This is a genomic window from Roseibium sp. MMSF_3412, from assembly GCF_030733265.1.
Lineage (GTDB): Bacteria > Pseudomonadota > Alphaproteobacteria > Rhizobiales > Stappiaceae > Roseibium.
This window is the reverse complement of sequence record NZ_JASHJI010000023.1, coordinates 43,056-67,987: the sequence shown is the minus strand read 5'-3', so window position 1 is coordinate 67,987 and position 24,932 is coordinate 43,056. Positions and strand designations below refer to the sequence as shown.

The following is a 24,932-nucleotide window of genomic DNA, read 5'->3' as shown; positions in this document are numbered from 1 at the left end:
AAACGTCGACCTTGGCGGCTGCACCTCTCCGCTCGCCATCTTCAGATAAATATCATCCTTTTCTCGTGCAGTTTCTGTGCTATCGTACCGCTTCCATTCCCAGAAAGCGCATAAAATTTCCCCATATCAGCCATGACCGATAAAAATCTTCTCGACCCTTCCGACATTCGTGTTCTGCGAGTCCTGCAACGCGACGCATCGCTCTCCATAGCCGAGGTTGCCAAGGAGGCCGGAATGAGCCAGACGCCCTGCTGGCGGCGGATCAAGCGTCTGAAGGAACAGGGAATCATCCGGCAGATCACGGCGATCGTCGACCGGGAATCCGTGGGGCTGGGATTCGTCGCCTATTCCTTCGTCAAGCTGGCAGTGCCCAGCCGGGACAACATGGACACGTTCGACAAACTCGTTCATCACTGGCCGGAAGTCGTGACCTGCGAGCGCATTACCGGTGCCGTCGACTACCTCATCAAGGTGGTCACGGACGACATCAAGACCTATGACAATTTCCTGCGCCTGAAACTGCTCGACAACACGCTGGTCTCGGATGTGCAGTCGCGCATTGTCGTGAACACGGTCAAGGACACGGTCGCGCTGCCACTCCGGGAAAACTAGCGCTGTCAGAAGCCCCGGGCACGCCTGCAACGCCCGTCACAGGAACAGGCGGCTGCGATGGCGGTCCTTCATTTTCAAGCCTTTCGCAACGCAGAGGAGGCGCAAGCCGGTCAAATCCGAAGGACATGGAAATGGCTTCACCCCGTGGCGTCAGCGTGCTTGACCGGGCAGGAAGCCCGCTCCACACACCCTTCCTGACGGGATGTTGCCATTTCGCATGCCATTTCAGTCTCATTTGTGGGTCCATCACCTAGTCCAGCTCGACCTTGATCACCTGCCCGGACTGCGGGTCCACCTTGATCTCGTACTTGGTCCCTTCCAGGACGGCTTCGACCTCGATCCGGTTCCGCTCAACGTCAATTTCACGGATTTCGTAGCCGCCTGCTTCCAGGGAACCGGCAATCTCGGAAACGGACTGCCCCAACGTGTCACCGACCTCAAACTGGGCAAAGGCTGCCGAACAGGTTCCGATGGCGATGGCGGCGGCGAGCAACCCGGTTTTCGCCGGACTGAATGCGTTCAAATGGATCATGACTGATCTCCTGACTGGTACCGGCACCGTGCCGGTCAATGACCTCAAAATGGGGAGCGCCCGCGCGCTGCCAAATTAAAGATAGTCCATGAATGGCAGGCCCTTAGCACAGGACCAATACGCCAGAGACCGCATCCTGAGCCGGATCAATCGGCAAATCGCGCCGCTGTGAAGGCGCTCAGATCAAACCCTGTCTCCCTGCCGGCAATCTGCTCCGCCAATAGCCGTCCGGTGACAGGACCGAGCGTGAACCCGTCATGGCCGTGGCCGAAATTGAGCCAGAGACCGGGCGTTCTCCGGGACGGACCGCAGACAGGCAGGGAGTCCGGCAGACACGGCCTCGATCCGAGCCACGGTTCCTCCTGGAGCGCCCGCCCGAGCGGCAGGAGCTCCGAAGCCCGCCGTTTCGCCAGCTTGATGATGTTGGGATTGGGCGGCGCATCCCGGTCGGCAAGCTCGACACCGGTTGTCAGACGGATCCCCTTGTCCGTTGGCGTGAGCGCAAAACCGTTGTCCACGTCCACCACGGGCCTGGACAGCGAGGCTCCGGTCTGAGGCTGGAAATGCATGTGATAACCGCGCTTGGCAACCAGCGGAAACTCTTCCCCGAATTTTTTCAAAAGGTCGTTGGACCATGCCCCGAGGGCAATCACGGCATTCCCGGCAAGAAGGGTTCCGCGTTCGCTTTCCAGCGCCCAGTCTCCGTGATGCCGCTGAAGCGTCAGGGCATCGCCGCGGAAGTATTCCCCCCCTTCCTGGATGAAACCCCGCCAGAATGCGTCAACGACGGCGCCCGGGTTGGTCACCGAGCAGCTCTCAAGCCAGTGAACGGCCTTGAAGTTAGCCGATTTCAGTCCAGGCTCGAGCGCGCGCGTTTCTTCAGACTGAAGTTCGTCGTAAGTGACGCCGAACACCCGGGCGTAGTGACGTTCAACCTCGCCATGGCGGTATGAGGCATCGCTGCGGTAGAGATAAAGCCACCCACCCTTCCGGTAAAAGCGGTCGGCAATGGTTGATTTCGCAAGGTCGAGGTGATCCTCCGCAGCAAGCGCTCTCAGCGGTGCGATGGCCCTGGAATAGGCCTCGATGCCGCGAGGGCTGCCCGCTGCGTGATACTGCCGGAGCCAGGGCAAAAGCTCGAACGTCTTCTTGAGGTTGAGCGAAACAGCACTCGACATGCCGAGAGCGATTTTGACAAGCTGGACGGGGTTGGTCGGTATGGCATGCGGAGTAAAACCGTTGCACTGAACGATCCCGGCATTGCCGAAGGAAGCTTCTTCACCCGGATGTGCCCGGTCGACCAGGGCGACGTCCAGCCCCAGCCGCCGCAAATGGATGGCGGTGCAGACACCGACAATGCCGGCGCCAAGCACCACAACATCATGAAAACGTGGCTGACCTGCCTTGTTTGTCATACACATACCCGAAGCATGTCAGGCGAGCCGATCTGACTGGCATCGGCGCTCCCGTTCGGTTAAGTAGCGCAAGGTGTCCGCATCACCTCGCGGTTTCAGGAGACGACTTTAGATGATTCGAATGCTCGCGGCAGGATTGGCCTTCATCGGCCGTCACGGAACGACCGCGCTCGCAGTGAGCATCTTCATCGGCCTGGCCCTGCCGGCCTTGTCCGCCTATCTGCGGCCTTACCTTGAATTTGCCGTTTTCGGTCTGCTTACGCTTGCGTTTCTGCGCGTCGATCACAACGCCATCAGGACGCGCCTGAAGCGGCCCGCCCTTTTGATCGCCGCACTCGTCTGGATGATGCTCGGGGTACCGCTTCTCACCTATCTCCTTTTGACGCATACAGGACTTTCACAGCTCGGACCCGACGTCGCGCTTGCGCTTTTCATCTCCACGGCCGCGCCACCGGTTCTGGCAGCGCCCGCCTTCATCTACCTGCTCGGCCTCGATGGCACGCTCAGCCTGGCCCTTTCGGTCGCCGCCATGATCGTGACGCCCCTCACCGTCCCCTTTGTCGGCGGCCTCATGCTGGGTGACGCCCTGCCCCTGAGTGTTGGCGGCCTCGCGCTGAAGCTGTCGATCCTGCTTGCAGGGGCATTCGTCATTGCCATGGTCCTGAAGAGGATCTTCGGCAGGGAACGCCTCGCCCGAAGCGGCGATCACATCAGCGGATTGAACGTGATCGTGCTGCTCATCTTCGCGATCGCGGCCATGGACGGGGTCGCCGCAAATTTCCTGTCGCAGCCGCTTTTCATGCTTGCGATCACCGCGTTCACCTTCGCTCTTGCACTGACCCAGATCTTCCTGTCGCTTGTCTTGTTCGCACCGGCAACGCGGGAAGATGCCTATGCCATCGCGCATACCTGCGGAACCCGGAACATGGGCCTGATGGTCGCCGCCTTCGGTGGCGTTTTGCCGGAATTCACCTGGCTCTGGTTCGCGGTTGGCCAGTTCCCGATCTATCTGCTGCCGATGTTCCTGAAACCCTTCGTCAGGGTTTTCTGCCGGCTAAACGCGGATTCTGTGACGCAGCGGACCTGAAACCGGAACCGGATGCCACTAAGATTGGGGCAACCAAAGTCCCAGTCGAAGGATTACACAATGCCAATCAGTCTCCGGTTCTCACGGCTTTTTCGTCAGGCGATCCTCTGCCTGCTCCCGGTCCTCGCGCTCATCGGCTCCGCACCTTCATCTGTCCGCGCCGGCGATACGGCCGAACTGGAAATTTACGGCTTTTCCAGCCACGGGGACTTTTTCGCCTTCGAACAATATGGATGGCAGGACGGCTCCGGCTTTCCCTATTCGGAAATCTTCGTCCTGGATGTCCGATCGGACAGCTGGGTGAAACCTTCGCCTTTCCGCCGCGTGGATGAAGTCGATGAGGAAAATGGCTACGATCCGGAAGATGCTCTTGCTGAAACCCGCACGCGGAACCAGCAGGCGGCACATGCGCTTCTCGACAAGACCTCCATCTTCGGGAAGGGGAAGACGGTTGCCTTCAATCCAGCGACGGAACTGGGTTCCAACCCGTATCACATCAAGGTCGCGCCGCGGCTGCCGCTTTTGCAGGGCGAGACCTCGATAGACCTCACCTTGAACGAGTATCCTCTCAAGAACGCCGAATGCGCCGGGTACGGTGTTGAAACCAGGGGCTTTCGCCTGACAATGGTGAGCAACGGCGTTACCCGCACCCTGAACAACGACACCAGTGTGCCCAAGAGCCGGCGCTGCCCGTTCTCTTATCGGATCGAACGGGTATTCACCTTCTACCCGGAAAAGGGACCGGCGGTGTTTGCGATCTTCGTACAGATGGAGAGCCTGGGTTTCGAAGGCCCGGATCGCAGATATCTGGCAATTACGGGGCGTCTTTGAAGACCGCAGCGCTTCTACACACGTGAAACGGGCAATTGTCGCCTGTCATGTAAAAAGAATTTGAAACAGACAACCCGCCGTGATAGCCGCCCACTCAGATCAGTCGGCCCGGCCTCTTGCGATCCGGACCCTCGGACACTGCGGGAGCCTTGCAATGCCACGTGACATCAAAATCGCACCATCGATCCTTGCCTCCGACTTTTCCAAGCTGGGACAGGAAGTCCGCGACGTCGTGACGGCGGGCGCGGACTGGATCCATCTGGATGTCATGGACGGGCATTTCGTGCCCAACATCACCTTTGGCCCCGACGTTATTGCAAAACTCCGCCCGCATTCGGACAAGATATTCGACACGCACTTGATGATTGAGCCGGTCGATCCCTACCTTGAGGCCTTCGCCAAGGCCGGGTCAGACATCATCACGGTGCACGCCGAGGCGACAAAGCATCTGGACCGCACGCTGCAGGCCATTCGCGATCTCGGCAAGAAGGCGGGCGTGTCTCTCAACCCGTCGACACCCGAAAGCGTTCTGGAATACGTCCTGGACCGCCTCGACCTGATCCTGGTCATGACCGTGAACCCAGGCTTTGGCGGACAGAAATTCATTCAGTCCCAGGTGGAAAAGACCCGCCGCATCAAATCCATGATCGGCGACCGCCCGATCGATCTGGAAATCGATGGCGGCGTGACCCCGGAAACGGCTCCTCTTGTCGCAGGTGCCGGCGCGAATGTGCTTGTTGCCGGATCCGCCGTTTTCAAAGGCGGCACGATCGACGCCTACACGCAAAATATTGCCGCGATCCGCACCGCCGCCTCAGCCTGAGGCTGTAAGACGACGGAAATACAACGCTTAGATCTTTCTTCACCTTGAATAACCGCTTCGACGGTCAATCAACGCGCCTTAATTGTTTGGAAACACCGCTGCGACAGCTTCTATTCCCTAAGGGAATTTCAAGTAGAACAGGGTGTGGGGCGAAGTGTTACGTACTAGAAGTTTATCAAGCCTTCTGATTGACCGGGGGCTCTTTGCCATTGCGGAGGCCATGCGCAACAGGGCAAGCCGCAAGAAGGGCTTCACGCATATCTGCGTTCCCATGAACGATGTCATCGGCATGCGCCTGTTCAGCACCGGCAGTTTTGAACAGACACAACTGGATGGTGTCCAGGACTACCTCGATGAGACAACCATCGAAGACGACGCGATCTTTCTCGATGTTGGCGGCAATATAGGCGTTTATTCGATCCTGCTGCGTGACTATTTCGCAGAGGTTTTCGCTTTCGAGCCCAATCCGGTCACCTTTGAAGTGCTTCAGGCCAACCTCGCTCTGGCCGGTGGCGGCAACACAACGGCAATCAACAAGGCGCTGTCGGACACGCAGGGCGTGGTTCCGATCTTCGTGCCCCAAAACGGAAATCTGGGCTGGGCAACGCTCGACGAGACCCATCACGAGATACCTGTGAACCGCGCTGATGTAGCCTGCACCACGCTTGATGAATTTGTCGCGTCGAACGGGCTCGAGCCCGGCAAGATACGGCTGATCAAGATCGACGTGGAAGGGCACGAGACCAGCGTTATCCGGGGTGGGGAAAAGACACTGTCCGAAAACAGGCCAGCGCTTTTGTGCGAGGTTCTGAGCGACAGCAGCGGAACCGATCTGCTCTCCCATCTCAAAGCGCTCGGCTATACCAGTTTCGAGGTTTTCAAACGCGATATCAGCAACGTTTTTTCAACAAGGGTTCGGCGTACGCAGTTCGATCTGTCCGGAAACGGGAAAGCGGCGTTGGTTCTGGCGACCTGAACAAACGCGGCGCTTGACGCAGAGCCCGCAGCTCGGGCCGCCAGTTCCCGCCCGACATATCTTAACAATCCAAATCCCGGCTTCCCGTTGCGACCTTCCCTCGGCTAAGCTTCCCTCACAAGCCGAAGTCTGTGGGGGAACATCTTGGCGCACATGCATCGCAGCATCGGGCTTCTGGGTCTGACCTTCGTCGCGATAAGCGGCATCCTCGGATCCGGCTGGCTGTTCGCACCGCTTCTTGCCGCGCAGGCCGCAGGCCCTTCGGCGATCCTTGCCTGGCTGATCGGTGGCATCGCCATGCTGTTGCTGGCTGCAACCTTTGCCGAGATCTCCGCAATTCTACCCGTCCCCGGCGGCATCGGCCGCGTTCCGCATTTTTCGCACGGGTCCGTCGTGTCCATGGCGATGGGCTGGACGGCCTGGGTCGGATACAACACCGCCGCGACGATCGAAGTCGAGGCAGTGCTGCGCTATTCCGCCACCAATGCGCCCTGGCTCTACGCGCCCGATGGACAGCTGACACCGGGCGGTCTCGGTGTCGCCTGCGTGCTCCTGATGGTCTTCACGGTGCTGAATGCATTCGGCGTCAAATTCTTTGCCCGCATCAACACGGCCCTTACCTGGATCAAGATTGTCGTTCCGTCGCTCCTGGCAGCCGTCATTATCGCTTCGGAATTCCGCTTCGAGAATTTCAGCAACTACGGTGGATTTGCCCCGGAAGGCCTGAAAGGCATCCTTTCGGCGATTTCGAGCGGCGGCGTGATCTTCGCGCTCCTGGGCTTCAGGCATGTCATCGAGATGGCCGGTGAAGCCCGCAATCCGAAAATCAACGTCCCGCTCGCACTCGTCCTGAGCCTTGTGATCTGCCTGTTCATCCTTGGAGCCCTGCAGATTGCCTTCCTTGGCGCACTCAGCGGCAAGGATCTTGAAAACGGCTGGAATGCGCTGCACTTCTCCGGGGAACTTGGCCCCATGGCAGCACTGGCAACTGCTGTCGGTGCTCTCTGGATCGTCAGCCTCCTGGACACCAGCGCCCGGATTTCGAGTTTTGCCTCAGGCCTCGTCTCGGTCGGCTCCAACGCGCGGCTGGGTCTGGCAATGGCGCAGAACGGTCTGTTTCCAAAGTTCATGGAAAGCCTCTCGCAACGCGGCGTGCCCCTGTTCGCCTTGCTCGTGAATTTCGTCGTTTCCGCGATTTTCTTCTTTCTGCTGCCCTTCAAGGAAGTGATTGCACTCAACACGTCATCGATCGTGCTTTCCTTTGTCGTCGGACCGATTGCCGTCATGGCGTTCCGCCGCCTTCTGCCCGACACGCCAAGAGCTTTTCAACTGCCTGCCGCACCCGTCACCGGCTGTCTCGCTTTCATCGTCGCCAGCCTGATCATCTACTGGAGCGGCTGGGACACGCTGAGCCACCTCGGCATATGTCTGGTGGTCGGGTTTGTGCTCCTGCTGGTGCGCAACGCCCAAGGCGGGTTCGACAGTCTCGACTGGCGCGAAGCGTCCTGGCTGGCTCCCTATATCGCCGGTCTTCTTCTGCTTTCCTATCTTGGGTCCTTCGGCAGCGGATTGGACCTGATACCGCTCGGTCCGGACATGCTTGCCGTCGGGCTCCTGGCTACCGTCGTCTACGTTTTCGCCATTCGTCTCAGTCTCAACAAGGCGAAATTCAAGCGTTACCTCGCTGAGGAGTTCCTGGATGAAATTGAAGAATACGACCTGCCGGAAGATGCTCCGGCGGAAAAACCGGACCTCAGATTCTAGGTGATGGCTTTAAACTCGTCACTCGCGGAGAACAGAAAATGGTGGTTGCTCGCGGCCATGAGTGGCGTGCTTGGCCTGATTGTGCTCGACGAGACCATCGTCACCGTGTCTCTGCCCTCTATGGCCAGGGAACTCGGCTTGTCGCTCTCCGCAACGCATTGGGTGGTCAATGCCTACCTGCTCAGTTTTACCTGTGCCGTCGCGCTGGCCGGACGCATGGGCGATCACTTCAGCCGGCGCAGCTACTTCACCGCGGGTGCGATCCTGTTCGCGATCGCTTCTCTTTTGGCGGCGATCGCCACCAGCGGCGCCATGCTCATCGCCGCCCGGGCGCTTCAGGGTGTCGCCGCGGCACTCATTTTTCCCACATCGATTGCGATCCTGACGACGGCGTTCAAGCCGGAAGAACGCGGCGTCGCCTTCGGATATCAAACGACGGTTGGTGCCATCTTCATGGCGTCCGGTCCCCTGATCGGCGGCTTTCTGACCGAAACCGTCTCCTGGCGGATGATCTTCTGGATCGGCATTCCCTTTGTCTTCGCGATTGTTCTGCTGCTCTGGCTGGTCTGGTCGCAGGATTACGACGCGAAAAAAACCAGTCAGAGCAGGCCGTCCGCGAAGACGGACAAATTCGGACCCGCCTTTCTGATCCTGGCGCTGCTTGCCCTGGTCACCAGTGTCATGCAGGGACCTGACTGGGGTTGGTTCTCCCCGCTCACAATCAGCCTCTTCCTGCTCGGATGCGCACTCGTGACCGTATTCCGGCACTGGGAGTTGACGCACCCGGCGCCGATCCTTGATCTCAACCTGCTGAAGATCCCCGAATTCAGAGGCGGCGTGATCATCTTCGCAATTTTTCAGTTCGAGAAAATAACGCTTTTCGTGTTTGTCGCCCAGTTCCTGCAAACCACTGTCGGCATCTCGCCGATCCTGTCCGGGGCAGCCGTCTCGCTGGCTATTTTGCCGACACTTGGAACGTCCGTGCTTGTTGGTAAACTGACGGACAAGCTGGGGTCGCGCCCTGTCCTCATGCTCGGCGTCGCAGTGCACGCCGCGGCCATCCTGCTGCTTGCGATAGCATCAATCCGGGAGAACTATCTCCTGACGTTTCTTCCGCTGCTCCTGTGGGGCGCATCGATGCCAAGCATCGCCATTCCCGTTCGCCGCGTGCAGATGAATTCCGTTCCCCAGGAAAAGCATGGACAGGCGAGCGGCATCAACCTGACCCTGCAAATGCTCGGCGGAAGCCTTGGGCTTGCGGCCATGAGCGCGCTTCACGCTGGCATCCCGAGTTATGCCGTGCTCTTCGCGGTTATTGGTGCGACGACCTTACTGGTGTTGCCCGTAGCGATGCGCACCATAGAACGCACCTGATCCCAGGCAGAGGCGTCACGACTTAGCTGAGGCGCGACTTGCGCCCGGTTGGCGAATCGGAGCCCGAAATCCGCTCCCTGAGTCCGGTCGGGTAAAGCTCAAGCCGCTTGGCATCCAGTTCCGCAAGCGACGCCCACTTTGCGAGCCCGTCGGTTTCATCGCTCTCTTCAAAAACCAGGCTGTCCTGCCGGTAGAACCGGTTATCGGTGAAGTGGGCATGGCACACAAATACGATTTCGTGCCCGGGAACCCCGTGATGTTCGTAGAGGTTCTCGATCACGAAGTGGGAATCGAGCAGTGTTATGTGGGCGCCAAGTTCTTCCAGAAACTCCCTTTGCAGCGCATCGCGCCAGGGTTCGCCGAATTCAACGGTTCCACCCAGCGGCCGCATTCCGGTCGCCCGGCCTGCGTCGTCGAAAACATCCGACAACAGCAGCGCGTCGTCCTGCCAGATCAGCGCGAGCGCCTTGACCGTGATCGTGTTCGCGGGACGCCAGATCGGCATGGGGGTCTCCGTTGTTCTTCGCGCGAGTGGTTTCGCCTTGCGTCGTGCATAAAATTCACCGGCCAGATGCGGCTCGCAAGCAAAATCCGCATCATTGGATTGAAGGGCGCGCCGCCCTCTGCTATGCCGCAGCCAGGTTTCCCCCGCATAAAGAGGTTCTGCCCGCGATGATCCCGCGCTATTCCCGTCCCGACATGGTGTCCATCTGGTCTCCGGAATCGAAGTTTCGCATCTGGTTCGAGATTGAAGCCCATGCCTGCGATGCGCTTGCGGAGCTCGGCGTCATCCCGAAGGAAGCCGCCGCGACGATCTGGGAAAAGGGCGGCAACGCGACATTCGACATCGACCGCATTGACGAGATCGAGCGAGAGACGAAGCACGACGTCATCGCCTTCCTGACGCATCTGGCGGAAATCGTCGGCCCCGATGCCCGTTTCGTTCACCAGGGCATGACGTCTTCCGATGTGCTCGACACCTGTTTCAACGTACAGCTGGTCAAGGCGACCGATCTGCTGCTCGCCGACCTCGATGCCCTCCTCGACGCGCTCAAGCGCCGGGCGATGGAGCACAAGGATACGGTCTGCATCGGCAGGTCCCACGGTATCCACGCCGAACCCGTCACATTCGGTCTGAAAATGGCCGAGGCCTATGCGGAGTTCGACCGCTGCAAGACCCGTCTCCTGGCGGCCCGCGAGGAAGTGGCGACATGCGCCATCTCAGGTGCTGTCGGCACGTTCGCCAACATCGACCCGCGTGTTGAAGAGCACGTTGCCAGGGCAATGGGCCTGACCGCCGAGCCGGTCTCGACCCAGGTCATCCCGCGCGACCGCCACGCCATGTATTTCGCCACGCTCGGCGTCATCGCCTCTTCGGTCGAGCGCGTCGCCACCGAGGTCAGACACCTGCAGCGCACGGAAGTGCTCGAAGCGGAGGAATTTTTCTCCAAGGGGCAAAAGGGCTCCTCGGCGATGCCGCACAAGCGCAACCCTGTGCTGACGGAGAACCTGACCGGCCTTGCCCGCCTCGTCCGCGGCTATGCGATTCCGGCGATGGAGAACGTTGCACTCTGGCACGAGCGCGATATCTCGCATTCGTCCGTGGAACGCATGATCGGACCGGACGCGACCGTCACGCTCGATTTCGCCCTCGCCCGGCTGACCGGCGTTATCGACAAGCTGATGGTCTATCCGGAACGCATGATGGGCAACATGGACCGTCTCGGCGGGCTGGTGCATTCGCAGCGCATCCTGCTTGCGCTGACGCAGGCCGGGTCCTCTCGCGAGGACGCCTACCGGCTCGTCCAGCGCAACGCGATGAAGGTATGGGACAGCTACCAGGTCGCGGGCGCGGCCTCGGTCGACTTCCTGACCGAACTCCTGAATGATGCCGATGTGCGGAACTATCTCTCCGAAGACGAAATCCGCGACCGGTTCGACCTCGGCTATCACACCAAGAATGTCGACGCGATCTTCAAACGCGTGTTCGGGGAAAGCTGACGCGCTTTTTTGGCCGGCTGCGTTGCCGTCCCGGACTTGATCCGGGACCTTATACCAATCTCAACAAATGAAGCCCCGGTTCAAGATCGGGGCGGCATCGTGAAAATGACCTGATTGTTGATGTCCCTTTGCCGGAGCTGTTCATGAAAATTGCAGTCATTTCCGACATTCACGGCAATCTGCTTGCCCTGGAAGCCGTGCTTGAAGATCTCAAACACGAGAGTCCGGACATGATCGTCAATCTCGGCGACTGCGTTTCCGGGCCGCTCTGGCCCGAGGAGACGGCTACCATTCTGCGTGAGACGGACTGGCCGACGGTGCGCGGCAATCACGACAGGTTTCTTCTCGAGGATCCCTTTGAGAAAATGGGGCCGACCGACGCCTTTGCAGCCGAGCGCCTGAGCAGCGAGAACCTTGACTGGCTCAGGACGACCCGGGCGACGATCCGCCTAAGCGGCGACATCTTCCTTTGCCACGGCACACCGGATGACGACAACAGGTACCTCACTGAAAAGGTCGAAGGCCCGAAGGGTCATTTGCCGGACGAAGAGACGCTGCTTGCGGATATCGGCACCGAACGTGCACCCGTCATCTGTTGCGGCCATACCCATATTCCCCGGGTGATTCATCTGAGCGCGACAGGCCAGACGATCCTGAACCCCGGCAGCGTCGGCCTGCCCACTTATGAAGACGATCATCCGCACAGGCACAAAATGGAGGTCGGCAGTCCCCACGCGCGCTACGCAGTGATGACAAAGGCGGGCGAGGACTGGAATTTTCAGGAACGAATCCTCAGCTATGACTGGGACGCCGCCAGCGCGGAAGCGGACAAAAACGGCCGGCCGGGCTGGGCACGCGCACTGAAACACGGCTTCTACGGCCCTCTATCCTAACGGGAACGAACACCGGGATTCGGCAATGAAAATATCAGAGACGGACATCCTGCTTATACCGGGATACGGCAAGACCCTGCCGGGGCACTGGCTGCTGCGCTGGCGTGACAAGATGGCGACGGCGCGTGTCGTCAAACAGGCCGAACTCCACGCCCCGACAAAAAAGGACTGGCTCGACACGCTGGTCCGCGAGGTTGACGGGTGCGATCGTCCGGTTGTTCTGGTGGCCCATTCACTCGGCTGCATTCTGGTGGCGCACGGTGCCCATGTCCTCAAGGACAAGGTCAGGGGCGCTTACCTTGTCGCGCCTTCGGACTGGGACCGGGACGGTCTGGTCGAGGAGTTTGACGGTGGCGACTTCAGGCCGATCCCCCGCGATCCCCTGCCCTTTCCGTCGCATCTCGTTGCAAGCCGAAACGACCCCTATTGCGGCTATGACCGCGCCGAAGAGCTGGCGAATGCCTGGGGTGCGACGTTTCAGGACGCCGGCGAAGCCGGGCACATCAACGTGGAAAGCGGCCACGGCCCCTGGCCGGAAGGCATGATGTCCTTTGCCCACTTCATGAAACGGCTCGGTTAGGCCGGGCCGGTCCTGCAGACCGATCGAACGCAGCCCGGATCAGTATCCGGCCCCGGTTTTCCCCTCAACCCGGTCTTTCAGCCAGCTCACTTCGCCAAGAGCGTTGCGGGCCGCGCCGTCGACAAACAGCGTATCAATGCCGTGGGAGATCAACTGATATCCCATTGAGACGGCCTCTTCGACCTTTTCGCCGCTGAGGCAGAAAATCCCGGCGAGCTTGCCTGCCGCGCGCGCCTTTTCGGCGATCCGGGCACACGCCTCGGCCGTCGCCGCTCCATTCGGATCAAGAGCAGCACCGTTTGATAGCGAAAGGGAAAGATCGCTGGGACCGACGAAAATGCCGTCCAGTTCCGGCACAGACAGAATGTCGTCCAACGCGTCGATGGCATCCTGTGTCTCGACCATGGCAAGCCCGATTGTCTGGGCATTGGACGCCTTCAGATACTCTTCGTTTGACTGACCCGTCAGCATGACTGCGCGCCGGGGTGACCAGCTGCGGTCGCCGAGCGGCGGGTATTTCAGTGACCGCGCAAACGCTTCCGCATCCGCCCTGGAATTGATCATTGGGGCGATGATGCATTCCGCACCCATGTCGATCAGCCTTCCGGCGAGCGCATTGTCACCGACCGGAATGCGCGCGATTCGATGGGCACCGCCCAGCGCGATATGCGTGAAGGCATCCACGGTGGCGTCGAAGTCATACATCCCGTGCTGCATGTCGATCGTCACGGCATCATATCCGGCCCGCGCCAGGATTTCCGGGATCATGGCAGAGCGCAGGAAACACCAGCTGGTCACGACCGGCTTTCCGGAACGCATTTTGTCGGCAAGAAACGTAGTGTCGGTCACGGCTCAACTCCCATTTGTTGCCGCGATCAAACCGTGCGCAGGCCCGGGCTGCAAGCCCAAAGCAGGAGAAAAACGCCCAAACATCAATTTCATTTTGCCCCGGGATTGTTCTGCCAAGCGGCAGAACACAGGCATGGGCGCAGCTTCCGGCAAAAGGGACTGAATTGGTGTCAAACGATCAAAAAGCAGGCTTTTGCCACATTACCCTTGATCGGCACCATCAAGGAACTTACCTAACGTAATATTATTTATTTTTTTGGAAAAAATGTTCAATTCAGTTGCAATACTCGCTCTCATTTCGGCGTTTTTTTACAGCGTGGCAATGGTCGCAATGAAGTCCCTGGCGGAACTTCCAAGCATCGGTCTGGCACTGATCATTGGAGCCGCACTGCTCACGGCGGGCGCTTTTGAAGTGTTCGCCCTGAGACAGGAGAGACTTGGCCTGATCTATATCGGTATTCTTGGTGCCGAAGTCATTTTCATCGGTGCAATGACCCAGTTGCATTTCGGTGAAAGTTACTCGGTCCGCGAACTCACCGGCATGGGGCTGGTCCTGATCGGAACGGCCATCGCCTGGACCTGATTTTCAGGTTCGCGAAAACAAGCGCCCGATTCGTTTTGCTCGGAGCACCCGCAGAGGGCGCGTCTGAAGGGAAAGGTGCGCGCATTTGATGACGCAATCGGAAACCAACCGCCAAATAGAAAAACGCCCACCGTTCCCGGTGGGCGTTTCGCATAAATTCAGCGATTGGGTCGTCGCCGATCAGCCTTCGTTCTGAAGCTGCTCAATCGCCGTGGACATCAGCTCGTCCATGTTGCGGCGGATCTGGTGGTCGGACTGATCGATGTTGTTGGCATCGAAATCCGCGCGGATTTTGCGGAACACGTCCTCGTCGCCCGGCTCTTCAAAGTCGGCGCGAACGACCTCCTTGGCATATTCCTCGGCCTTTTCGCCTTCATAGCCCAGCAGTCCGGCGGCCCAGATGCCCAAAAGCTTGTTGCGGCGTGCGGTCGCTTTGAACCGCAGCTCCTCGTCATGCGCGAATTTGTTTTCAAATCCCTGTTCGCGCTTGTCGAAAGTGCTCATACTCTTCGTCTCCTGAACTGCGTTCATGCACTGCACCCCATATGGGGTTTGTCTGGCCTCTTGCATATCCCCGCAGGGCCTTCAAATCAACGCGATAGATACGCACATGCGCCAAAAGCGGAATAAAGCCGCGATTTCCAGTGCGCATAGGCCTGTCGGAAAAACATACGATTGTACTTTCGTCGCGCTTCGGGTAAGTTCCGCGCCGCAAATAAGGGATTGCCGCCTTGTTGGTAGCTGCCGGTCGACCGGATCAGGTCCCGCAGGACCCGTCACCAGGTGAGCAAGTCCCATCCCCAGGCTTCACAAAAAACGGTATAGCCCATGAACCGCCGTCGGCGCATATACGAAGGTAAAGGCAAGATTCTCTACGAAGGTCCGGAACCGGGTACACTGGTCCAGCACTTCAAGGACGACGCAACCGCCTTCAACAACAAGAAACACGAGATTGTTGACGGCAAGGGCGTTCTCAACAACCGCATTTCCGAGTTCATCTTCAATCATCTGAATGCGATCGGCATTCCGACTCACTTCATCCGCCGCATGAACATGCGCGAGCAGCTGATCCGCGAAGTCGAGATCATCCCGCTTGAAGTGGTCGTGCGCAACGTCGCCGCCGGATCCATCGCCAAGCGCCTCGGCCTGGAAGAAGGCACGCAGCTGCCGCGTTCCATCATCGAGTTCTACTACAAGAACGACGAACTCGACGATCCGATGGTCGCCGAAGAACACATCACCGCGTTCGGCTGGGCAACCCCGCAGGAGCTTGACGACATGATGGCGCTTGCCATCCGCGTCAACGATTTCCTGTCCGGCCTGTTCCTGGGTGTCGGCATTCGCCTTGTCGACTTCAAGATCGAATGCGGCCGCCTGTTCGAAGGCGACATGATGCGCATCGTCGTTGCCGACGAGATTTCTCCCGACAGTTGCCGCCTGTGGGACATCGAGACCAACGACAAGATGGACAAGGACCGCTTCCGCCGCGATCTCGGCGGCATGCTGGAAGCCTATCAGGAAGTCGCCAAGCGCCTCGGCATCATGATCGCCGTCGAGCGCCCGGCCAATTCCGGCCCGACACTGGTGCAATAAGGACACAGCCATCCTGCAATCAGAGGATGAGCCACTGTGTCCGGTTGCAATTCAGCCAGACGCAAACTAAACGCCTCCTTGTAATGCAAGGGGGCGTTTTTATTGTGAATATTCAATCTATTATCAAAACCACAGCCGCAATTCTGCTTTGTGGCATCTTGGCCGCATGTCAGACGACCGGGTTGAAACCGGGCAGCATCCAGACGAACTACGCACCGAGTGGCTGGACCAAGAAATCTTCAAACGGCTTTACCGGCTATGTCTGCGAAGTTCCGAAGTGCAAGTCCGACCGGCTGATCGCTCAGGGTCCGTTGAAGGTAACCGGTGATGCTGAACAGGCGATCAAGGACGGTGTGCTGTCGCGTGAACTCTTCAATGCGGTCGCAAACGTCTACAACATCGCCGCAAAAGACCAAGCCAAGCTGAATATCACCCGGCGTGTCGTCAAAAAGAACTACGCGGGCTTTGATTTCAGCGGCTACCTGAGGGATCGAAAGGGCCGTATCTGGATGACCGGCCGGTTTATCATCCAGGACAACCGGGGCTCCGTGCTCGTCTCCGCCGCGCGAAGCAGGAGCGTCGCCAACACCTATTTCAAGAGATACCTGAACCGGACGACGATCAGACGCGTGCCGTAATTCCCAGCAATTGTGCGCATTGCTCTTTCGCTTCCGGGGCTCCTCGTGTATGGGGAGCCCCAAACTGTTTGTCGCTAGTCCAGCACGGAAAGCCAATCATGAAAGCACGTGTCATCGTCACCCTGAAAAACGGCGTACTTGATCCCCAGGGAAAAGCCATTGAGGGCGCGCTCGGCGGTCTCGGTTTCGGCGATGTCGGATCGGTTCGCCAGGGCAAGGTGTTCGATGTCGAACTGACAGGCGCGAACAAGGACGCAGCCCGGGCGGAACTGGAGCAGATGTGCGAAAAGCTGCTCGCCAACACCGTCATTGAGAACTACGCGATCGAGATCGCCTGAGATCAGGTTCTGACGATGGACGAAGACACCCGCAAAGCCGTGACATTCATGGCGCTCAAGGCGGCGGTTTTCATCCTGCTACCAGCAATAGCGGCACTTATTGCCGTTTATGTCCTGCTCTAGAACTACGGGATTACAAAATGAAAACAGCCGTCATCGTTTTCCCAGGCTCCAACCGCGACCGTGACATGTTCCACGCGCTGGAACTGATAACGGGCGCACGGCCCCAGAGCGTCTGGCACACCGAGAGCACCCTGCCCGATGTCGACCTCGTTGTTGTTCCGGGCGGATTTTCCTACGGCGATTACCTGCGTTCCGGCGCCATTGCCGCCCGCTCGCCGATCCTGAACGACCTGGTCGCAAAGGCCGACAGCGGCGTCTCCGTTCTGGGTGTGTGCAACGGCTTTCAGATCCTGACCGAAGCAGGCCTCCTGCCTGGTGCGCTGATGCGCAATGCCGGACTGACTTTCGTTTGCAAGGAAGTCATGATGGAGACGGTCAACAACGCCACAAGGTTTTCGTCGAAATTCACCGAAGGCCAGGTCTGGCGCTGCCCCGTTGCGCATCACGACGGCAACTACTTCGCGGACGAGGCAACGCTCGCAAGGATCGAGGACAACGGCCAGGTCGTGTTCCGCTACGCCGACGGCACCAATCCCAACGGCTCCATCAACGATATTGCCGGTATCACCAATGACAAGGGCAACGTTCTTGGAATGATGCCGCACCCGGAAAACCTTGTTGAACCGCTGAATGGCGGCCTCGACGGCCGGCTTCTGTTTGAGAGCCTCCTTAACAAGGCAGCCTGAACCACGACCCACGGGAGACCGCCGTGAAGGAACTCAAGCTCGACAAGGAGGTCAGGACGCGACTGACCGCCCAGATCCAGAGATATCTCGACGCTGAGCTGGACCTTGAGATCGGTAACATGGACGCGGAGTTCCTGATCGATTTCCTGAGCGGCTCCCTCGGCGCCCATTTCTACAATCTCGGCCTGAAAGACGCGCAGGCGCTCTTTGCGCGCAAGGCGGACGATGTCACCGACGAGATCTACGCGATGGAGCGCAAGGTCGAAGACCGGAAGTAGTCTGCCGCGCCGCCGACGCCGTGAAACACGGTCATTTTGCGCGTGACACCCCGGCAGGATGCCGGGGTGTTTCTTTTGTCAGATGCGTCGCGAATTCAGGTATCCGGGCTGAGTACGCGAGCCAGGTCGACGGCATCTTCAAGCTTCCTGGCTTTCCAGGCTGTCGCAATCAGCCTGTCCTGCTGGGCGGTTTCCAGCAAGCCGGCGCAGCAGGATCGGACCTTCCCCTCAAGCTCCTGATCACTCAACGGATTTTCGGGACCACCCCGGTATTTTTCATCCGCCCAGCCGGCAACCTCGCTGCCATCGGTCAGCCGGATCGTGATCCGCGAACGCATGACATCGAAGCCCTGGGCTTCGATATCGCTGTCCAGCTCGGTCCGGATGCGCCGCTGCATGGCCTGCATCGGCGCGCTGCGCACGAATTCGTCGGAGAACTCGCGCTTTCCGGCCTGCCGTGCAAGCGCGATCATCGCCAGCGCTGCCGGAAGCGAGAATTTCGCCTGCAGGTGATTGACGGCAATCGGATAGCGGATGGGTTTCAGGATGTTTGTTCCCGCATGAACCGTCACGCTTTGGATCGCGTCCGGCTGAATGTCCGCATCGGTGACAAGCCGAAGCATCAGGTCGATGGTCGGATGGGTGAGAACACCGCAGGGATACGGCTTGATGGATACACCCGGTTCGACAATCGTCCAGGTCCTGCCGAAACCCTGCCCGACTTTCTCCGCACTCACACCGCCGCCCTGCACGGCAAAGAAACCCCAGGGACCGTCCAGCGCCTGCGGATCGGCCGTGTAGCCGCGCTCGGCCAGAAGAGCGGCCGTGATGCCGTTCTCACAGGCCCGCCCGACATGCAGCGGCTTGGTCATCGTGCCGAAATTGCAGCGGATACCTGCAGCCAGTGAAGCAGCGATGCCGAAGCCGGATCTGAGTCGCTCTCCGCTCAGACCCAGAAGCCTGGCAGCCGCGGCGTAGGCGCCGAAGGTGCCGACTGTGCCGCTGGAATGCATGCCGCGCATGTAGTGTTGCGGCAGCATCCATTCGGAAATCTTGCACTCCACCTCAAACCCGGTGAGGAAGGCGAGCATGAAGGCCTTGCCGTCGATCCCGCCAAGTTTCTGGGCCATGACCAGCGACGCCGTCAGCGGCGGGATCGTCGGATGCGTCAGAAGGCCGTAGATATGCGCCGGGTCGGTGCTGACCTGGCTGTCATCCCAGTCATGTGCATGGCCCGAAGTTCCCAGAACCCGTGCCGCCATCGCGGCCGGCACATGCTCAGAATGCCCGAGCAACCGTGCGTCGGGACGCCCGCCGGTCTCCGCTGCCTCGGCCCTCAATATGTCGACCATCTCGTGATCCGAACCGGCCACGAACAGCCCAAGTCCATCCAACACGCATCGCGTTCCGATCCTCAGGGCCTCTTCCGGCAGGTCCTCGTAGCAGACGGTTTCAACGAACTCCGCCGCTGCGGCCGTAACAGCCGTGTCCTCCGGGATATCCGCGTAAATGTTCCTTGCAACGGACATGGGTTGTTTCCTTCTGTTCAAAAAATCCTGACGGGTTTCCGGGGCAAGTGACACCCCGGCTATTCGTTTCCATGGGCGAGTTTGTCCGCGTCCTCGCGTTTGCGCGTCTTGATCAGGCGCCCGATCGGCGTCGAAAACACGCTGACGATGGCAAGCACGAAGAAGAAGACGGCAATCGGCCGGGTGAAGAACTTCCAGGCGTCCTGATCGAACAGGATCATCGACTGCGCGAGCGAGTTTTCCACCAGGTGGCCTAGCACCAGCCCCATGATGATCGGTGCGGGCGAGAAGCCTGCCCGATTCAGGAAGTAGCCGATGAAACCCGCGACCAGCATGATGTAGACATCATTGAGCGATTGACCGACACCGAACGCACCGACGACACACAGGCAGAACACTGTCGGCCACAGGAATTGCCGCGGGATCAGCGAGATCCGGGAGAAGTAACGCGCTCCGACAAGGCCGAATGCGAGGAACACGAAATTCGCCAACAGCATCGCGAAGAAGATCGCGTAGAGCAGGTTCGGCTGGTTTTCGAAGAGATAGGGTCCGGGCCGCAAGCCGTGGATCTGAAGGCCGCCCAGGATGACCGCGGCCGTTGCCGATCCCGGGATGCCGAGCGCAAGCGTCGGCACCATTGCCCCGCCGGTCGCGGCATTGTTGGCAGCCTCGGGGCCCGCGACACCTTCGATTTCGCCCTTGCCGAAGTTGTCCTTGTTGGGAGACCAGCGCTTGGCCTCGTTGTAACCGATCATGGCGGCAACGGTGCTGCCCTCGGCGGGCAGAATGCCGACAAAGGTGCCGATGCCCGAGGACCGCAGGATCGTCTTCCAGACCCGCTTGAAGTCCTCCACGGTCGGCAGCTTCAGCGCCGACATGGCAAATCGCTCCAGCGGCCTGTCTTTCTGTGTCGCCTGGTCGAGCAGTTCGGCCATGGCGAACAGGCCGATCAGAACCGGAATGAAGCTGATGCCTTCGTAAAGCTCCGGCACGCCGAAGGTAAAGCGTTCAACCCCGGTGGTAAGGTCAACTCCCACGGTCGCGATCAGCACGCCGAAAGCACCGCCGATCAGGTTCTTGACCGCGGACTTGCCGCTGATCGACGCCAGCATGGAAAGCCCGAAGACGGTCAGCGCGAAATACTCGGGAGGCCCGAAACGGTAGGCGATTGTTGCCAGGAACGGCGCGGCAAAGATCAGCACGAAGAGCGAAAAGATCCCGCCGGCAACACTTGAGGCGGCAGCCATGCCGAGCGCCCGGCCCGCCTGACCGTTTTTCGCCAGCGGATAGCCGTCGAAAGCAGTCGCGGCTGCGGGCGGCGCGCCCGGCGCATTGATCAGGATCGCCGTGATTGATCCACCGAAGGTTCCGGCGCAGTAAAGTGCCGCCAGCATTGCAATTGCCGGGATCGGGTCGAGATAGATCGTGAAGGGCAGCAGCAACGCCACGGCCATCGAGCTCGACAACCCGGGCAACGCCCCGACCAGAACCCCGACAAGGGTTCCTGCGCAGATCAAAAGCAGTGTTTGCGGCTGAAGGATCTCCATCAAGCCGCCGAGGAGCATTTCCATGATGGCCTCCCTCAGCTCAGGAATGTCAGCGGTCCGAGCGGCAGGCGCAGACCGAGCAGAATTTGGAAAACGACATAGATCGCAGCGGGAACAGCAAGCGCGAAGGCGGCGATGATCCTGACATCACGTGCCCCCCAAAGAAGCGGTAGAACCGCGCAAACGATGAAAAACGCAATCGGTACGCCGAGGACGGGCGCTGCCATTGCAGCCAGGCCAAGAAGCCCGACGGTTGCCCACATCGGCCACGGCGGCATATGGAGCGTTCCCTTTTCGCCGCTGCGGAGCCCTTGCAGGATCATGAGCAGGGCCAGCGCGGAAATCACGCCAAGAACGAGACGCGGCATGTGAGTTGCCGGCATGCCTTGCGCGGCCCCGAGCGGGTCGCTGTCGAATGTTGTTGTTACAAAGTAGAGGGCGGCGCACAGAAGCAGGATCAGGCATCCAGGCACCAGGTCTTTCGGCAGGCTCATGTCAATTCCTCCCTCCCGATGTGGCGCCTGTCGAACAGGCAAGCGCCACCGGATATCCCGTTGATTATTTTCTGAGACCGAGGTCGCCGAGCGTCTGGTAGATATTGGCGTACATGGACCGGATCTGGGCGTCCCATTCCTCGGAGCCGCCGATGGAGGTCGGATCAAGACCGATGCCTTCCAGATAGGCCTGATAGGTGCCATGGTTCATTGCCTTGAGGAGCTTTGCCTCGAGCGCCGCCACACGCTCTGCTGGCGTATCCGCCATCACGACGATGCCACGCACGGTCGAGAAGTTGACATCCTCCACACCGAGCTCGGCAAGCGTCGGCGTGTCCGGCAAGGCCGTCAGGCGCTTTTCGGCCATGACGCCGAGCGGAATGAAGTCACCCGATTCAATGCCGTCCACCGCTTCGCCGTAGTTCAGACCGGCCGCCTGGATGTTCCCGCCCATCAGGTTGGTGATCATGGCCCCACCGCCGTCAAACGGCACGTAGGCTATCTTGACACCCGACTTGTTCGAAAAGGTGATCGCGGCGATATGGTCGATGCCGCCGGCCTGCGTGCCGCCCCATTTGATCGGCGCCTGTTTGGAAACCTCCTTCAGGTCCTTAAACGACGTGATTCCCGAACTCTTGGATACCACAAGAATGATCGGATCGTCCGTTGAACGCACGACGCCCTTAATGTCTTCCAGTTCGATCGGTGCGCGTCCGCGGGCCATCGTGATCAGGTGCGTCGGCGTGATCGCCATCAGCGTATGACCGTCGGCCGGCTTGCCCGACACATAAGACATGGCCACCGTGCCGCCCCCGCCCTTCTTGATCTGGACAAAGGCGTCGGTTCCAAGTTCGCGGCGCGCCCGGATCAGCATCGTGCGCGCCGTCGTGTCTGTACCGCCGCCGGCCGAGGCATGGGTTACCACCTCGACCGGTTGAGACGGAAAGTCGTTCGCCGTGACACTTCCAGCTGTCAGGGCCAGGGTCGCAGCCGCAAACGCTGCTGTTTTCAGAAAAGTCATTCGGTCCTCCCTCAAATTGCGGCACGACACCACGGTCGAGCACCAAGGATGCGGCAACCTAAATCGCTAACTGTAAACTGTCAACAGTTTTCAATAAATCAATCTGGCGATGCCAAAGCCTCTGCGTTTCGGGCGAATTCAGATCAGGTTGGAGCGAAGCTCAGATCAGGAGGGCGCAGACATCCGAACCCAGCCGCCGGCCACGTGCTGTCGCATGGCGCTATCGGCTGCATCCGCATCGCGGCTCAGGAGCGCATCGGTGATGGCGCGGTGCTCCTTGTTGGAGACCAGGAGATTTCCCTTCTGGACAAGGCCGCGGCGGCGGAACAGATGTAGCTGGTTCACGATCCAGCGGTAGCTCCTCTCAAGCGCCGGGTTCTTCGACGCCTCGACAAGAAGATCGTGGAATTCGAGGTTGAGTGAATAGTAGCGGGACAGGTCGCTGTCATTGGCCGCCACATCCATTTTTTCAACGAGTTCCTGCAGTTTTTTCAGCGTGTCATCACTCGCCCGCTCCACAATCAAGCGGCCGGTCAGACCTGCGAGCGCACCGCGCACCTCATAAAGATCCCGCGCTTCGTCAAGCGTCATTTCGCGCACATACATGCCGTGATTGGTGGCGCTGACCAGCAAACCGGCCTGTTCCAGACTTCTGCAGGCTTCCCGGATCGGGCCTCGGCTCACGCCAAGCTTGCCTGCGAGCGCACTCTCATTGATACGGTCACCGGCTTCCAGCTCTCCGGAGATGATCATCTCCTCGATGGCCTCGCAGACAATCGTGCTGAGCGTTTTCGACCGGCGTTGGCTGATCTGCTCCAGCGTCGAGTTTTTCGATGTTTCCTTAGACATGCTCTCAAGGATAGGTGTCAGTTGAAAACTGTCAACAAAGTTGCAGCGGCGGGCAGCTACGCAGCCTGGTTCCGCTTCTGTTTTGGCGGATAGCCGAAACGCCGTGAAAAAGCCCGTGAAAACGCAGCAGGGCTGGAGAACCCGCACAGCGTCGCGACCGACTTGACCTGCCGGCCCGATTCAAGCTCCGCGCGCGCAATGTCCAGCCGCCAGTTGGAGAGATAACCCATGGGTGTTGCGCCGACGAGTTCCTTGAACGTCACGGCAAACTGCGTCCGCGACATGCCAGCCGTTTCCGCCAGCCGCTCAAGTGTCCAAGATTCTTCCGGTGCTTCGTGGATCGCGACCAGCGCCGCTGCGATCCGTGGATGCGCCAGTCCGTTCAGCAGCCCTGTATCCGCCTTGCCTTCCTCCATGGCATGGCGCAGCAACCGGATGACCACCACCTCGCACAGGCGCTGGAAAGCCGCCTGACCTCCGCATCGTGGCGTCGTCGCCTCTTCGATCAGAGGTGTCACGACCGCGGTCAGGTAAGGCTCTTCGGAAAGCGGTACGGAAATGCAGGCCGGCAATGCATTGATCAGCTGTTTGCCGATCCCCGAAATGGAAATATGCGCGGCAACCAACGGCGTCTCCGCTTCCATTGGTGCGATGTCCGGATAAACTGTCTGCTCCTCTTCCATCGACGGACAGAAGACCAGCCGGTTGGCACCGCCGGGATCGGAGTAGATCACGAGATTGGCGAAACCATTTTGGGGCTGATCGGTAAGCGCATTTTCAACGTGAACCCTCAGACGATCTATCAGCGAAGACAGCCGATCGAGCTTTCCGCTGAACGAAGTTCGATAGACAACCGGCAAATTCGTACTCCTGATCATCTTTTTAGGATGTTTATTCTCGTTGCGTTCGCTATTTTAAGCCCATCAAAAGGCAAAAGTGAAGCCTTGCCACCAAAGTCATGAGGAAAAAATGCTAATTCCACGTCAACAGGTCCCGGCCCTGACGGTCGAAACGCTTGGCTCGGGCACTTTCGATCTTGCAGGTGACGCAGCCGAATTTGCAACGCTCGTCGTGTTTTACCGCGGCCTCCACTGCCCGATCTGCGCAACCTACCTGAAAGAGCTTGGGCGCCTCACCCCGGACTTCGCGGAAAAAGGTGTCAAAACCATCGCGATTTCGTCCGACGAAAAGGACAGGGCGCAGCAGATGGCCGACAAGGTCGGTCACGAAGCCCTTCGTTTCGGATATGGCCTGCCGCTGACCGTGGCGAAGGACTGGGGGCTTTACGTTTCCACCAGCCGCGGCACCACGTCGATCGGGATCGAGGAGCCGGCTCTCTTCTCAGAACCCGGCGTATTTCTCGTGAAAGGCGATGGAAGCCTCTATTTTGCGTCCGTTCAGACAATGCCGTTCGTACGCCCGCATTTCCAGGAAATGATCGGTGCGCTCGATTTCGTGCAGAAGAACGACTACCCGGCCCGCGGCGAATATACCGGCGCGGTCTGAGGGTCGTGCT

General features: G+C 59.5%; 29 protein-coding genes. 18 read left to right on the top strand and 11 right to left on the bottom strand.

What is annotated here, in order from left to right; genetic code table 11:
• Nucleotides 1–132: 132 nt before the first annotated feature.
• A complete protein-coding gene (locus tag RBB49_RS26705) occupies nucleotides 133–612 on the top strand; it encodes an Lrp/AsnC family transcriptional regulator (RefSeq protein WP_306146014.1) in 480 nt (159 codons plus the stop codon).
• Nucleotides 613–862: 250 nt separating this feature from the next.
• Here RBB49_RS26705 and RBB49_RS26700 read toward each other — a convergent pair whose 3' ends face one another.
• Together RBB49_RS26700 and RBB49_RS26695 are read right to left on the bottom strand one after the other, a co-directional pair.
• Nucleotides 863–1,144: a PepSY domain-containing protein gene (locus tag RBB49_RS26700; protein ID WP_306146013.1), complete on the bottom strand. Its 282-nt coding sequence runs from the start codon at nucleotides 1,142–1,144 to the stop codon at nucleotides 863–865.
• Between the two features lie 146 nt (nucleotides 1,145–1,290).
• Nucleotides 1,291–2,559, bottom strand: a complete 1,269-nt coding sequence (locus RBB49_RS26695) for an FAD-binding oxidoreductase (RefSeq protein ID WP_306146012.1) — start codon at nucleotides 2,557–2,559, stop codon at nucleotides 1,291–1,293.
• Nucleotides 2,560–2,671: 112 nt separating this feature from the next.
• On the opposite strand from RBB49_RS26695, the gene RBB49_RS26690 reads away from it, so the two are divergent.
• The 6 genes from RBB49_RS26690 (at nucleotide 2,672) to RBB49_RS26665 (ending at nucleotide 9,414) form a co-directional block, all read left to right on the top strand.
• Complete coding sequence (locus RBB49_RS26690; protein ID WP_306146011.1) at nucleotides 2,672–3,646, top strand: sodium:proton symporter; 975 nt, start codon at nucleotides 2,672–2,674, stop codon at nucleotides 3,644–3,646.
• A gap of 60 nt (nucleotides 3,647–3,706) precedes the next feature.
• Entirely contained in the window at nucleotides 3,707–4,477 is a 771-nt protein-coding gene (locus tag RBB49_RS26685; protein ID WP_306146010.1) for a DUF2259 domain-containing protein, read from the top strand.
• A 154-nt stretch (nucleotides 4,478–4,631) separates the two neighbouring features.
• Nucleotides 4,632–5,300, top strand: a complete 669-nt coding sequence (rpe, locus tag RBB49_RS26680; RefSeq protein WP_306146009.1) for a ribulose-phosphate 3-epimerase — start codon at nucleotides 4,632–4,634, stop codon at nucleotides 5,298–5,300.
• Nucleotides 5,301–5,520: 220 nt separating this feature from the next.
• Nucleotides 5,521–6,276, top strand: a complete 756-nt coding sequence (locus tag RBB49_RS26675; protein WP_306146008.1) for an FkbM family methyltransferase — start codon at nucleotides 5,521–5,523, stop codon at nucleotides 6,274–6,276.
• A gap of 153 nt (nucleotides 6,277–6,429) precedes the next feature.
• Nucleotides 6,430–8,040 carry an APC family permease gene (locus RBB49_RS26670; protein ID WP_306146007.1) on the top strand — a complete coding sequence of 537 codons (1,611 nt, stop codon included), beginning with the start codon at nucleotides 6,430–6,432 and terminating at the stop codon, nucleotides 8,038–8,040.
• Between the two features lie 57 nt (nucleotides 8,041–8,097).
• Nucleotides 8,098–9,414 (top strand): MFS transporter, encoded by a 1,317-nt coding sequence (locus tag RBB49_RS26665; protein WP_306146006.1) that lies wholly within the window; start codon nucleotides 8,098–8,100, stop codon nucleotides 9,412–9,414.
• A gap of 22 nt (nucleotides 9,415–9,436) precedes the next feature.
• Here the strand turns inward: RBB49_RS26665 and RBB49_RS26660 are convergent, their stop codons facing one another.
• Complete coding sequence (locus RBB49_RS26660; RefSeq protein WP_306146005.1) at nucleotides 9,437–9,919, bottom strand: NUDIX hydrolase; 483 nt, start codon at nucleotides 9,917–9,919, stop codon at nucleotides 9,437–9,439.
• 167 nt (nucleotides 9,920–10,086) lie between these two features.
• On the opposite strand from RBB49_RS26660, the gene purB reads away from it, so the two are divergent.
• The 3 genes from purB to RBB49_RS26645 all read left to right on the top strand — a co-directional run bounded on the left by purB (nucleotide 10,087) and on the right by RBB49_RS26645 (nucleotide 12,888).
• The gene (purB, locus tag RBB49_RS26655; RefSeq protein WP_306146004.1) at nucleotides 10,087–11,415 is read left to right on the top strand and encodes an adenylosuccinate lyase; all 1,329 of its coding nucleotides are present in this window, start codon (nucleotides 10,087–10,089) and stop codon (nucleotides 11,413–11,415) included.
• Between the two features lie 143 nt (nucleotides 11,416–11,558).
• Nucleotides 11,559–12,308, top strand: a complete 750-nt coding sequence (locus RBB49_RS26650; protein ID WP_306146003.1) for a metallophosphoesterase — start codon at nucleotides 11,559–11,561, stop codon at nucleotides 12,306–12,308.
• A gap of 25 nt (nucleotides 12,309–12,333) precedes the next feature.
• Nucleotides 12,334–12,888 (top strand): alpha/beta hydrolase, encoded by a 555-nt coding sequence (locus RBB49_RS26645; RefSeq protein ID WP_306146002.1) that lies wholly within the window; start codon nucleotides 12,334–12,336, stop codon nucleotides 12,886–12,888.
• A gap of 39 nt (nucleotides 12,889–12,927) precedes the next feature.
• Here RBB49_RS26645 and RBB49_RS26640 read toward each other — a convergent pair whose 3' ends face one another.
• On the bottom strand, nucleotides 12,928–13,737 hold the full coding sequence (locus RBB49_RS26640; protein ID WP_306146000.1) for an HpcH/HpaI aldolase/citrate lyase family protein: 810 nt from the start codon (nucleotides 13,735–13,737) through the stop codon (nucleotides 12,928–12,930).
• 265 nt (nucleotides 13,738–14,002) lie between these two features.
• Between RBB49_RS26640 and RBB49_RS26635 the strand changes: the two genes are divergently transcribed.
• A complete protein-coding gene (locus tag RBB49_RS26635) occupies nucleotides 14,003–14,320 on the top strand; it encodes a hypothetical protein (protein WP_306145999.1) in 318 nt (105 codons plus the stop codon).
• Between the two features lie 180 nt (nucleotides 14,321–14,500).
• Here the strand turns inward: RBB49_RS26635 and RBB49_RS26630 are convergent, their stop codons facing one another.
• A complete protein-coding gene (locus RBB49_RS26630) occupies nucleotides 14,501–14,824 on the bottom strand; it encodes a DUF1476 domain-containing protein (RefSeq protein ID WP_306145998.1) in 324 nt (107 codons plus the stop codon).
• Between the two features lie 324 nt (nucleotides 14,825–15,148).
• Between RBB49_RS26630 and purC the strand changes: the two genes are divergently transcribed.
• From purC to RBB49_RS26600, 6 genes are all read left to right on the top strand, one after another.
• Nucleotides 15,149–15,913, top strand: coding sequence for a phosphoribosylaminoimidazolesuccinocarboxamide synthase (purC, locus tag RBB49_RS26625; protein WP_306145997.1), 765 nt, complete (start codon nucleotides 15,149–15,151; stop codon nucleotides 15,911–15,913).
• A 182-nt stretch (nucleotides 15,914–16,095) separates the two neighbouring features.
• Nucleotides 16,096–16,551 carry a hypothetical protein gene (locus RBB49_RS26620; RefSeq protein WP_306145996.1) on the top strand — a complete coding sequence of 152 codons (456 nt, stop codon included), beginning with the start codon at nucleotides 16,096–16,098 and terminating at the stop codon, nucleotides 16,549–16,551.
• Between the two features lie 95 nt (nucleotides 16,552–16,646).
• The gene (gene purS / locus RBB49_RS26615) at nucleotides 16,647–16,889 is read left to right on the top strand and encodes a phosphoribosylformylglycinamidine synthase subunit PurS (protein ID WP_306146046.1); all 243 of its coding nucleotides are present in this window, start codon (nucleotides 16,647–16,649) and stop codon (nucleotides 16,887–16,889) included.
• Nucleotides 16,890–16,904: 15 nt separating this feature from the next.
• Nucleotides 16,905–17,012: a phosphoribosylformylglycinamidine synthase-associated small membrane protein gene (locus RBB49_RS26610; protein ID WP_306145994.1), complete on the top strand. Its 108-nt coding sequence runs from the start codon at nucleotides 16,905–16,907 to the stop codon at nucleotides 17,010–17,012.
• A gap of 17 nt (nucleotides 17,013–17,029) precedes the next feature.
• Nucleotides 17,030–17,698 (top strand): phosphoribosylformylglycinamidine synthase subunit PurQ, encoded by a 669-nt coding sequence (gene purQ / locus RBB49_RS26605; protein ID WP_306145993.1) that lies wholly within the window; start codon nucleotides 17,030–17,032, stop codon nucleotides 17,696–17,698.
• 23 nt (nucleotides 17,699–17,721) lie between these two features.
• Complete coding sequence (locus RBB49_RS26600) at nucleotides 17,722–17,976, top strand: DUF2164 domain-containing protein (protein WP_306145992.1); 255 nt, start codon at nucleotides 17,722–17,724, stop codon at nucleotides 17,974–17,976.
• Between the two features lie 95 nt (nucleotides 17,977–18,071).
• Here the strand turns inward: RBB49_RS26600 and RBB49_RS26595 are convergent, their stop codons facing one another.
• The 6 genes from RBB49_RS26595 to RBB49_RS26570 all read right to left on the bottom strand — a co-directional run bounded on the left by RBB49_RS26595 (nucleotide 18,072) and on the right by RBB49_RS26570 (nucleotide 24,276).
• Nucleotides 18,072–19,505, bottom strand: a complete 1,434-nt coding sequence (locus tag RBB49_RS26595) for an MmgE/PrpD family protein (RefSeq protein WP_306145991.1) — start codon at nucleotides 19,503–19,505, stop codon at nucleotides 18,072–18,074.
• Between the two features lie 59 nt (nucleotides 19,506–19,564).
• Nucleotides 19,565–21,076, bottom strand: a complete 1,512-nt coding sequence (locus RBB49_RS26590) for a tripartite tricarboxylate transporter permease (RefSeq protein WP_306145990.1) — start codon at nucleotides 21,074–21,076, stop codon at nucleotides 19,565–19,567.
• An 11-nt stretch (nucleotides 21,077–21,087) separates the two neighbouring features.
• On the bottom strand, nucleotides 21,088–21,546 hold the full coding sequence (locus RBB49_RS26585; RefSeq protein ID WP_306145989.1) for a tripartite tricarboxylate transporter TctB family protein: 459 nt from the start codon (nucleotides 21,544–21,546) through the stop codon (nucleotides 21,088–21,090).
• 64 nt (nucleotides 21,547–21,610) lie between these two features.
• The gene (locus RBB49_RS26580; RefSeq protein WP_306145988.1) at nucleotides 21,611–22,567 is read right to left on the bottom strand and encodes a tripartite tricarboxylate transporter substrate binding protein; all 957 of its coding nucleotides are present in this window, start codon (nucleotides 22,565–22,567) and stop codon (nucleotides 21,611–21,613) included.
• Between the two features lie 165 nt (nucleotides 22,568–22,732).
• On the bottom strand, nucleotides 22,733–23,416 hold the full coding sequence (locus RBB49_RS26575; RefSeq protein WP_306145987.1) for a GntR family transcriptional regulator: 684 nt from the start codon (nucleotides 23,414–23,416) through the stop codon (nucleotides 22,733–22,735).
• 56 nt (nucleotides 23,417–23,472) lie between these two features.
• Nucleotides 23,473–24,276 (bottom strand): AraC family transcriptional regulator, encoded by an 804-nt coding sequence (locus RBB49_RS26570; protein WP_306145986.1) that lies wholly within the window; start codon nucleotides 24,274–24,276, stop codon nucleotides 23,473–23,475.
• A 109-nt stretch (nucleotides 24,277–24,385) separates the two neighbouring features.
• On the opposite strand from RBB49_RS26570, the gene RBB49_RS26565 reads away from it, so the two are divergent.
• Entirely contained in the window at nucleotides 24,386–24,922 is a 537-nt protein-coding gene (locus RBB49_RS26565) for a peroxiredoxin-like family protein (protein WP_306145985.1), read from the top strand.
• Nucleotides 24,923–24,932: the final 10 nt, after the last annotated feature.

Bases quoted from the DNA above. Each gene is read 5' to 3' on its own strand.
- RBB49_RS26700 (WP_306146013.1), bottom strand. From the start codon at position 1,144: ATGATCCATTTGAACGCATTCAGTCCGGCGAAAACCGGGTTGCTCGCC.
- RBB49_RS26630 (WP_306145998.1), bottom strand. From the start codon at position 14,824: ATGAGCACTTTCGACAAGCGCGAACAGGGATTTGAAAACAAATTCGCG.
- RBB49_RS26565 (WP_306145985.1), top strand. From the start codon at position 24,386: ATGCTAATTCCACGTCAACAGGTCCCGGCCCTGACGGTCGAAACGCTT.
- RBB49_RS26610 (WP_306145994.1), top strand. From the start codon at position 16,905: ATGGACGAAGACACCCGCAAAGCCGTGACATTCATGGCGCTCAAGGCG.
- purC (WP_306145997.1), top strand. From the start codon at position 15,149: ATGAACCGCCGTCGGCGCATATACGAAGGTAAAGGCAAGATTCTCTAC.
- RBB49_RS26675 (WP_306146008.1), top strand. From the start codon at position 5,521: ATGCGCAACAGGGCAAGCCGCAAGAAGGGCTTCACGCATATCTGCGTT.
- RBB49_RS26650 (WP_306146003.1), top strand. From the start codon at position 11,559: ATGAAAATTGCAGTCATTTCCGACATTCACGGCAATCTGCTTGCCCTG.
- RBB49_RS26645 (WP_306146002.1), top strand. From the start codon at position 12,334: ATGAAAATATCAGAGACGGACATCCTGCTTATACCGGGATACGGCAAG.
- purQ (WP_306145993.1), top strand. From the start codon at position 17,030: ATGAAAACAGCCGTCATCGTTTTCCCAGGCTCCAACCGCGACCGTGAC.
- RBB49_RS26670 (WP_306146007.1), top strand. From the start codon at position 6,430: ATGCATCGCAGCATCGGGCTTCTGGGTCTGACCTTCGTCGCGATAAGC.
- RBB49_RS26660 (WP_306146005.1), bottom strand. From the start codon at position 9,919: ATGCCGATCTGGCGTCCCGCGAACACGATCACGGTCAAGGCGCTCGCG.
- RBB49_RS26595 (WP_306145991.1), bottom strand. From the start codon at position 19,505: ATGTCCGTTGCAAGGAACATTTACGCGGATATCCCGGAGGACACGGCT.
- RBB49_RS26685 (WP_306146010.1), top strand. From the start codon at position 3,707: ATGCCAATCAGTCTCCGGTTCTCACGGCTTTTTCGTCAGGCGATCCTC.
- purB (WP_306146004.1), top strand. From the start codon at position 10,087: ATGATCCCGCGCTATTCCCGTCCCGACATGGTGTCCATCTGGTCTCCG.
- RBB49_RS26695 (WP_306146012.1), bottom strand. From the start codon at position 2,559: ATGACAAACAAGGCAGGTCAGCCACGTTTTCATGATGTTGTGGTGCTT.
- RBB49_RS26585 (WP_306145989.1), bottom strand. From the start codon at position 21,546: ATGAGCCTGCCGAAAGACCTGGTGCCTGGATGCCTGATCCTGCTTCTG.
- RBB49_RS26705 (WP_306146014.1), top strand. From the start codon at position 133: ATGACCGATAAAAATCTTCTCGACCCTTCCGACATTCGTGTTCTGCGA.
- RBB49_RS26690 (WP_306146011.1), top strand. From the start codon at position 2,672: ATGATTCGAATGCTCGCGGCAGGATTGGCCTTCATCGGCCGTCACGGA.
- rpe (WP_306146009.1), top strand. From the start codon at position 4,632: ATGCCACGTGACATCAAAATCGCACCATCGATCCTTGCCTCCGACTTT.
- RBB49_RS26635 (WP_306145999.1), top strand. From the start codon at position 14,003: ATGTTCAATTCAGTTGCAATACTCGCTCTCATTTCGGCGTTTTTTTAC.
- RBB49_RS26665 (WP_306146006.1), top strand. From the start codon at position 8,098: ATGAGTGGCGTGCTTGGCCTGATTGTGCTCGACGAGACCATCGTCACC.
- RBB49_RS26575 (WP_306145987.1), bottom strand. From the start codon at position 23,416: ATGTCTAAGGAAACATCGAAAAACTCGACGCTGGAGCAGATCAGCCAA.
- RBB49_RS26580 (WP_306145988.1), bottom strand. From the start codon at position 22,567: ATGACTTTTCTGAAAACAGCAGCGTTTGCGGCTGCGACCCTGGCCCTG.
- RBB49_RS26590 (WP_306145990.1), bottom strand. From the start codon at position 21,076: ATGGAAATGCTCCTCGGCGGCTTGATGGAGATCCTTCAGCCGCAAACA.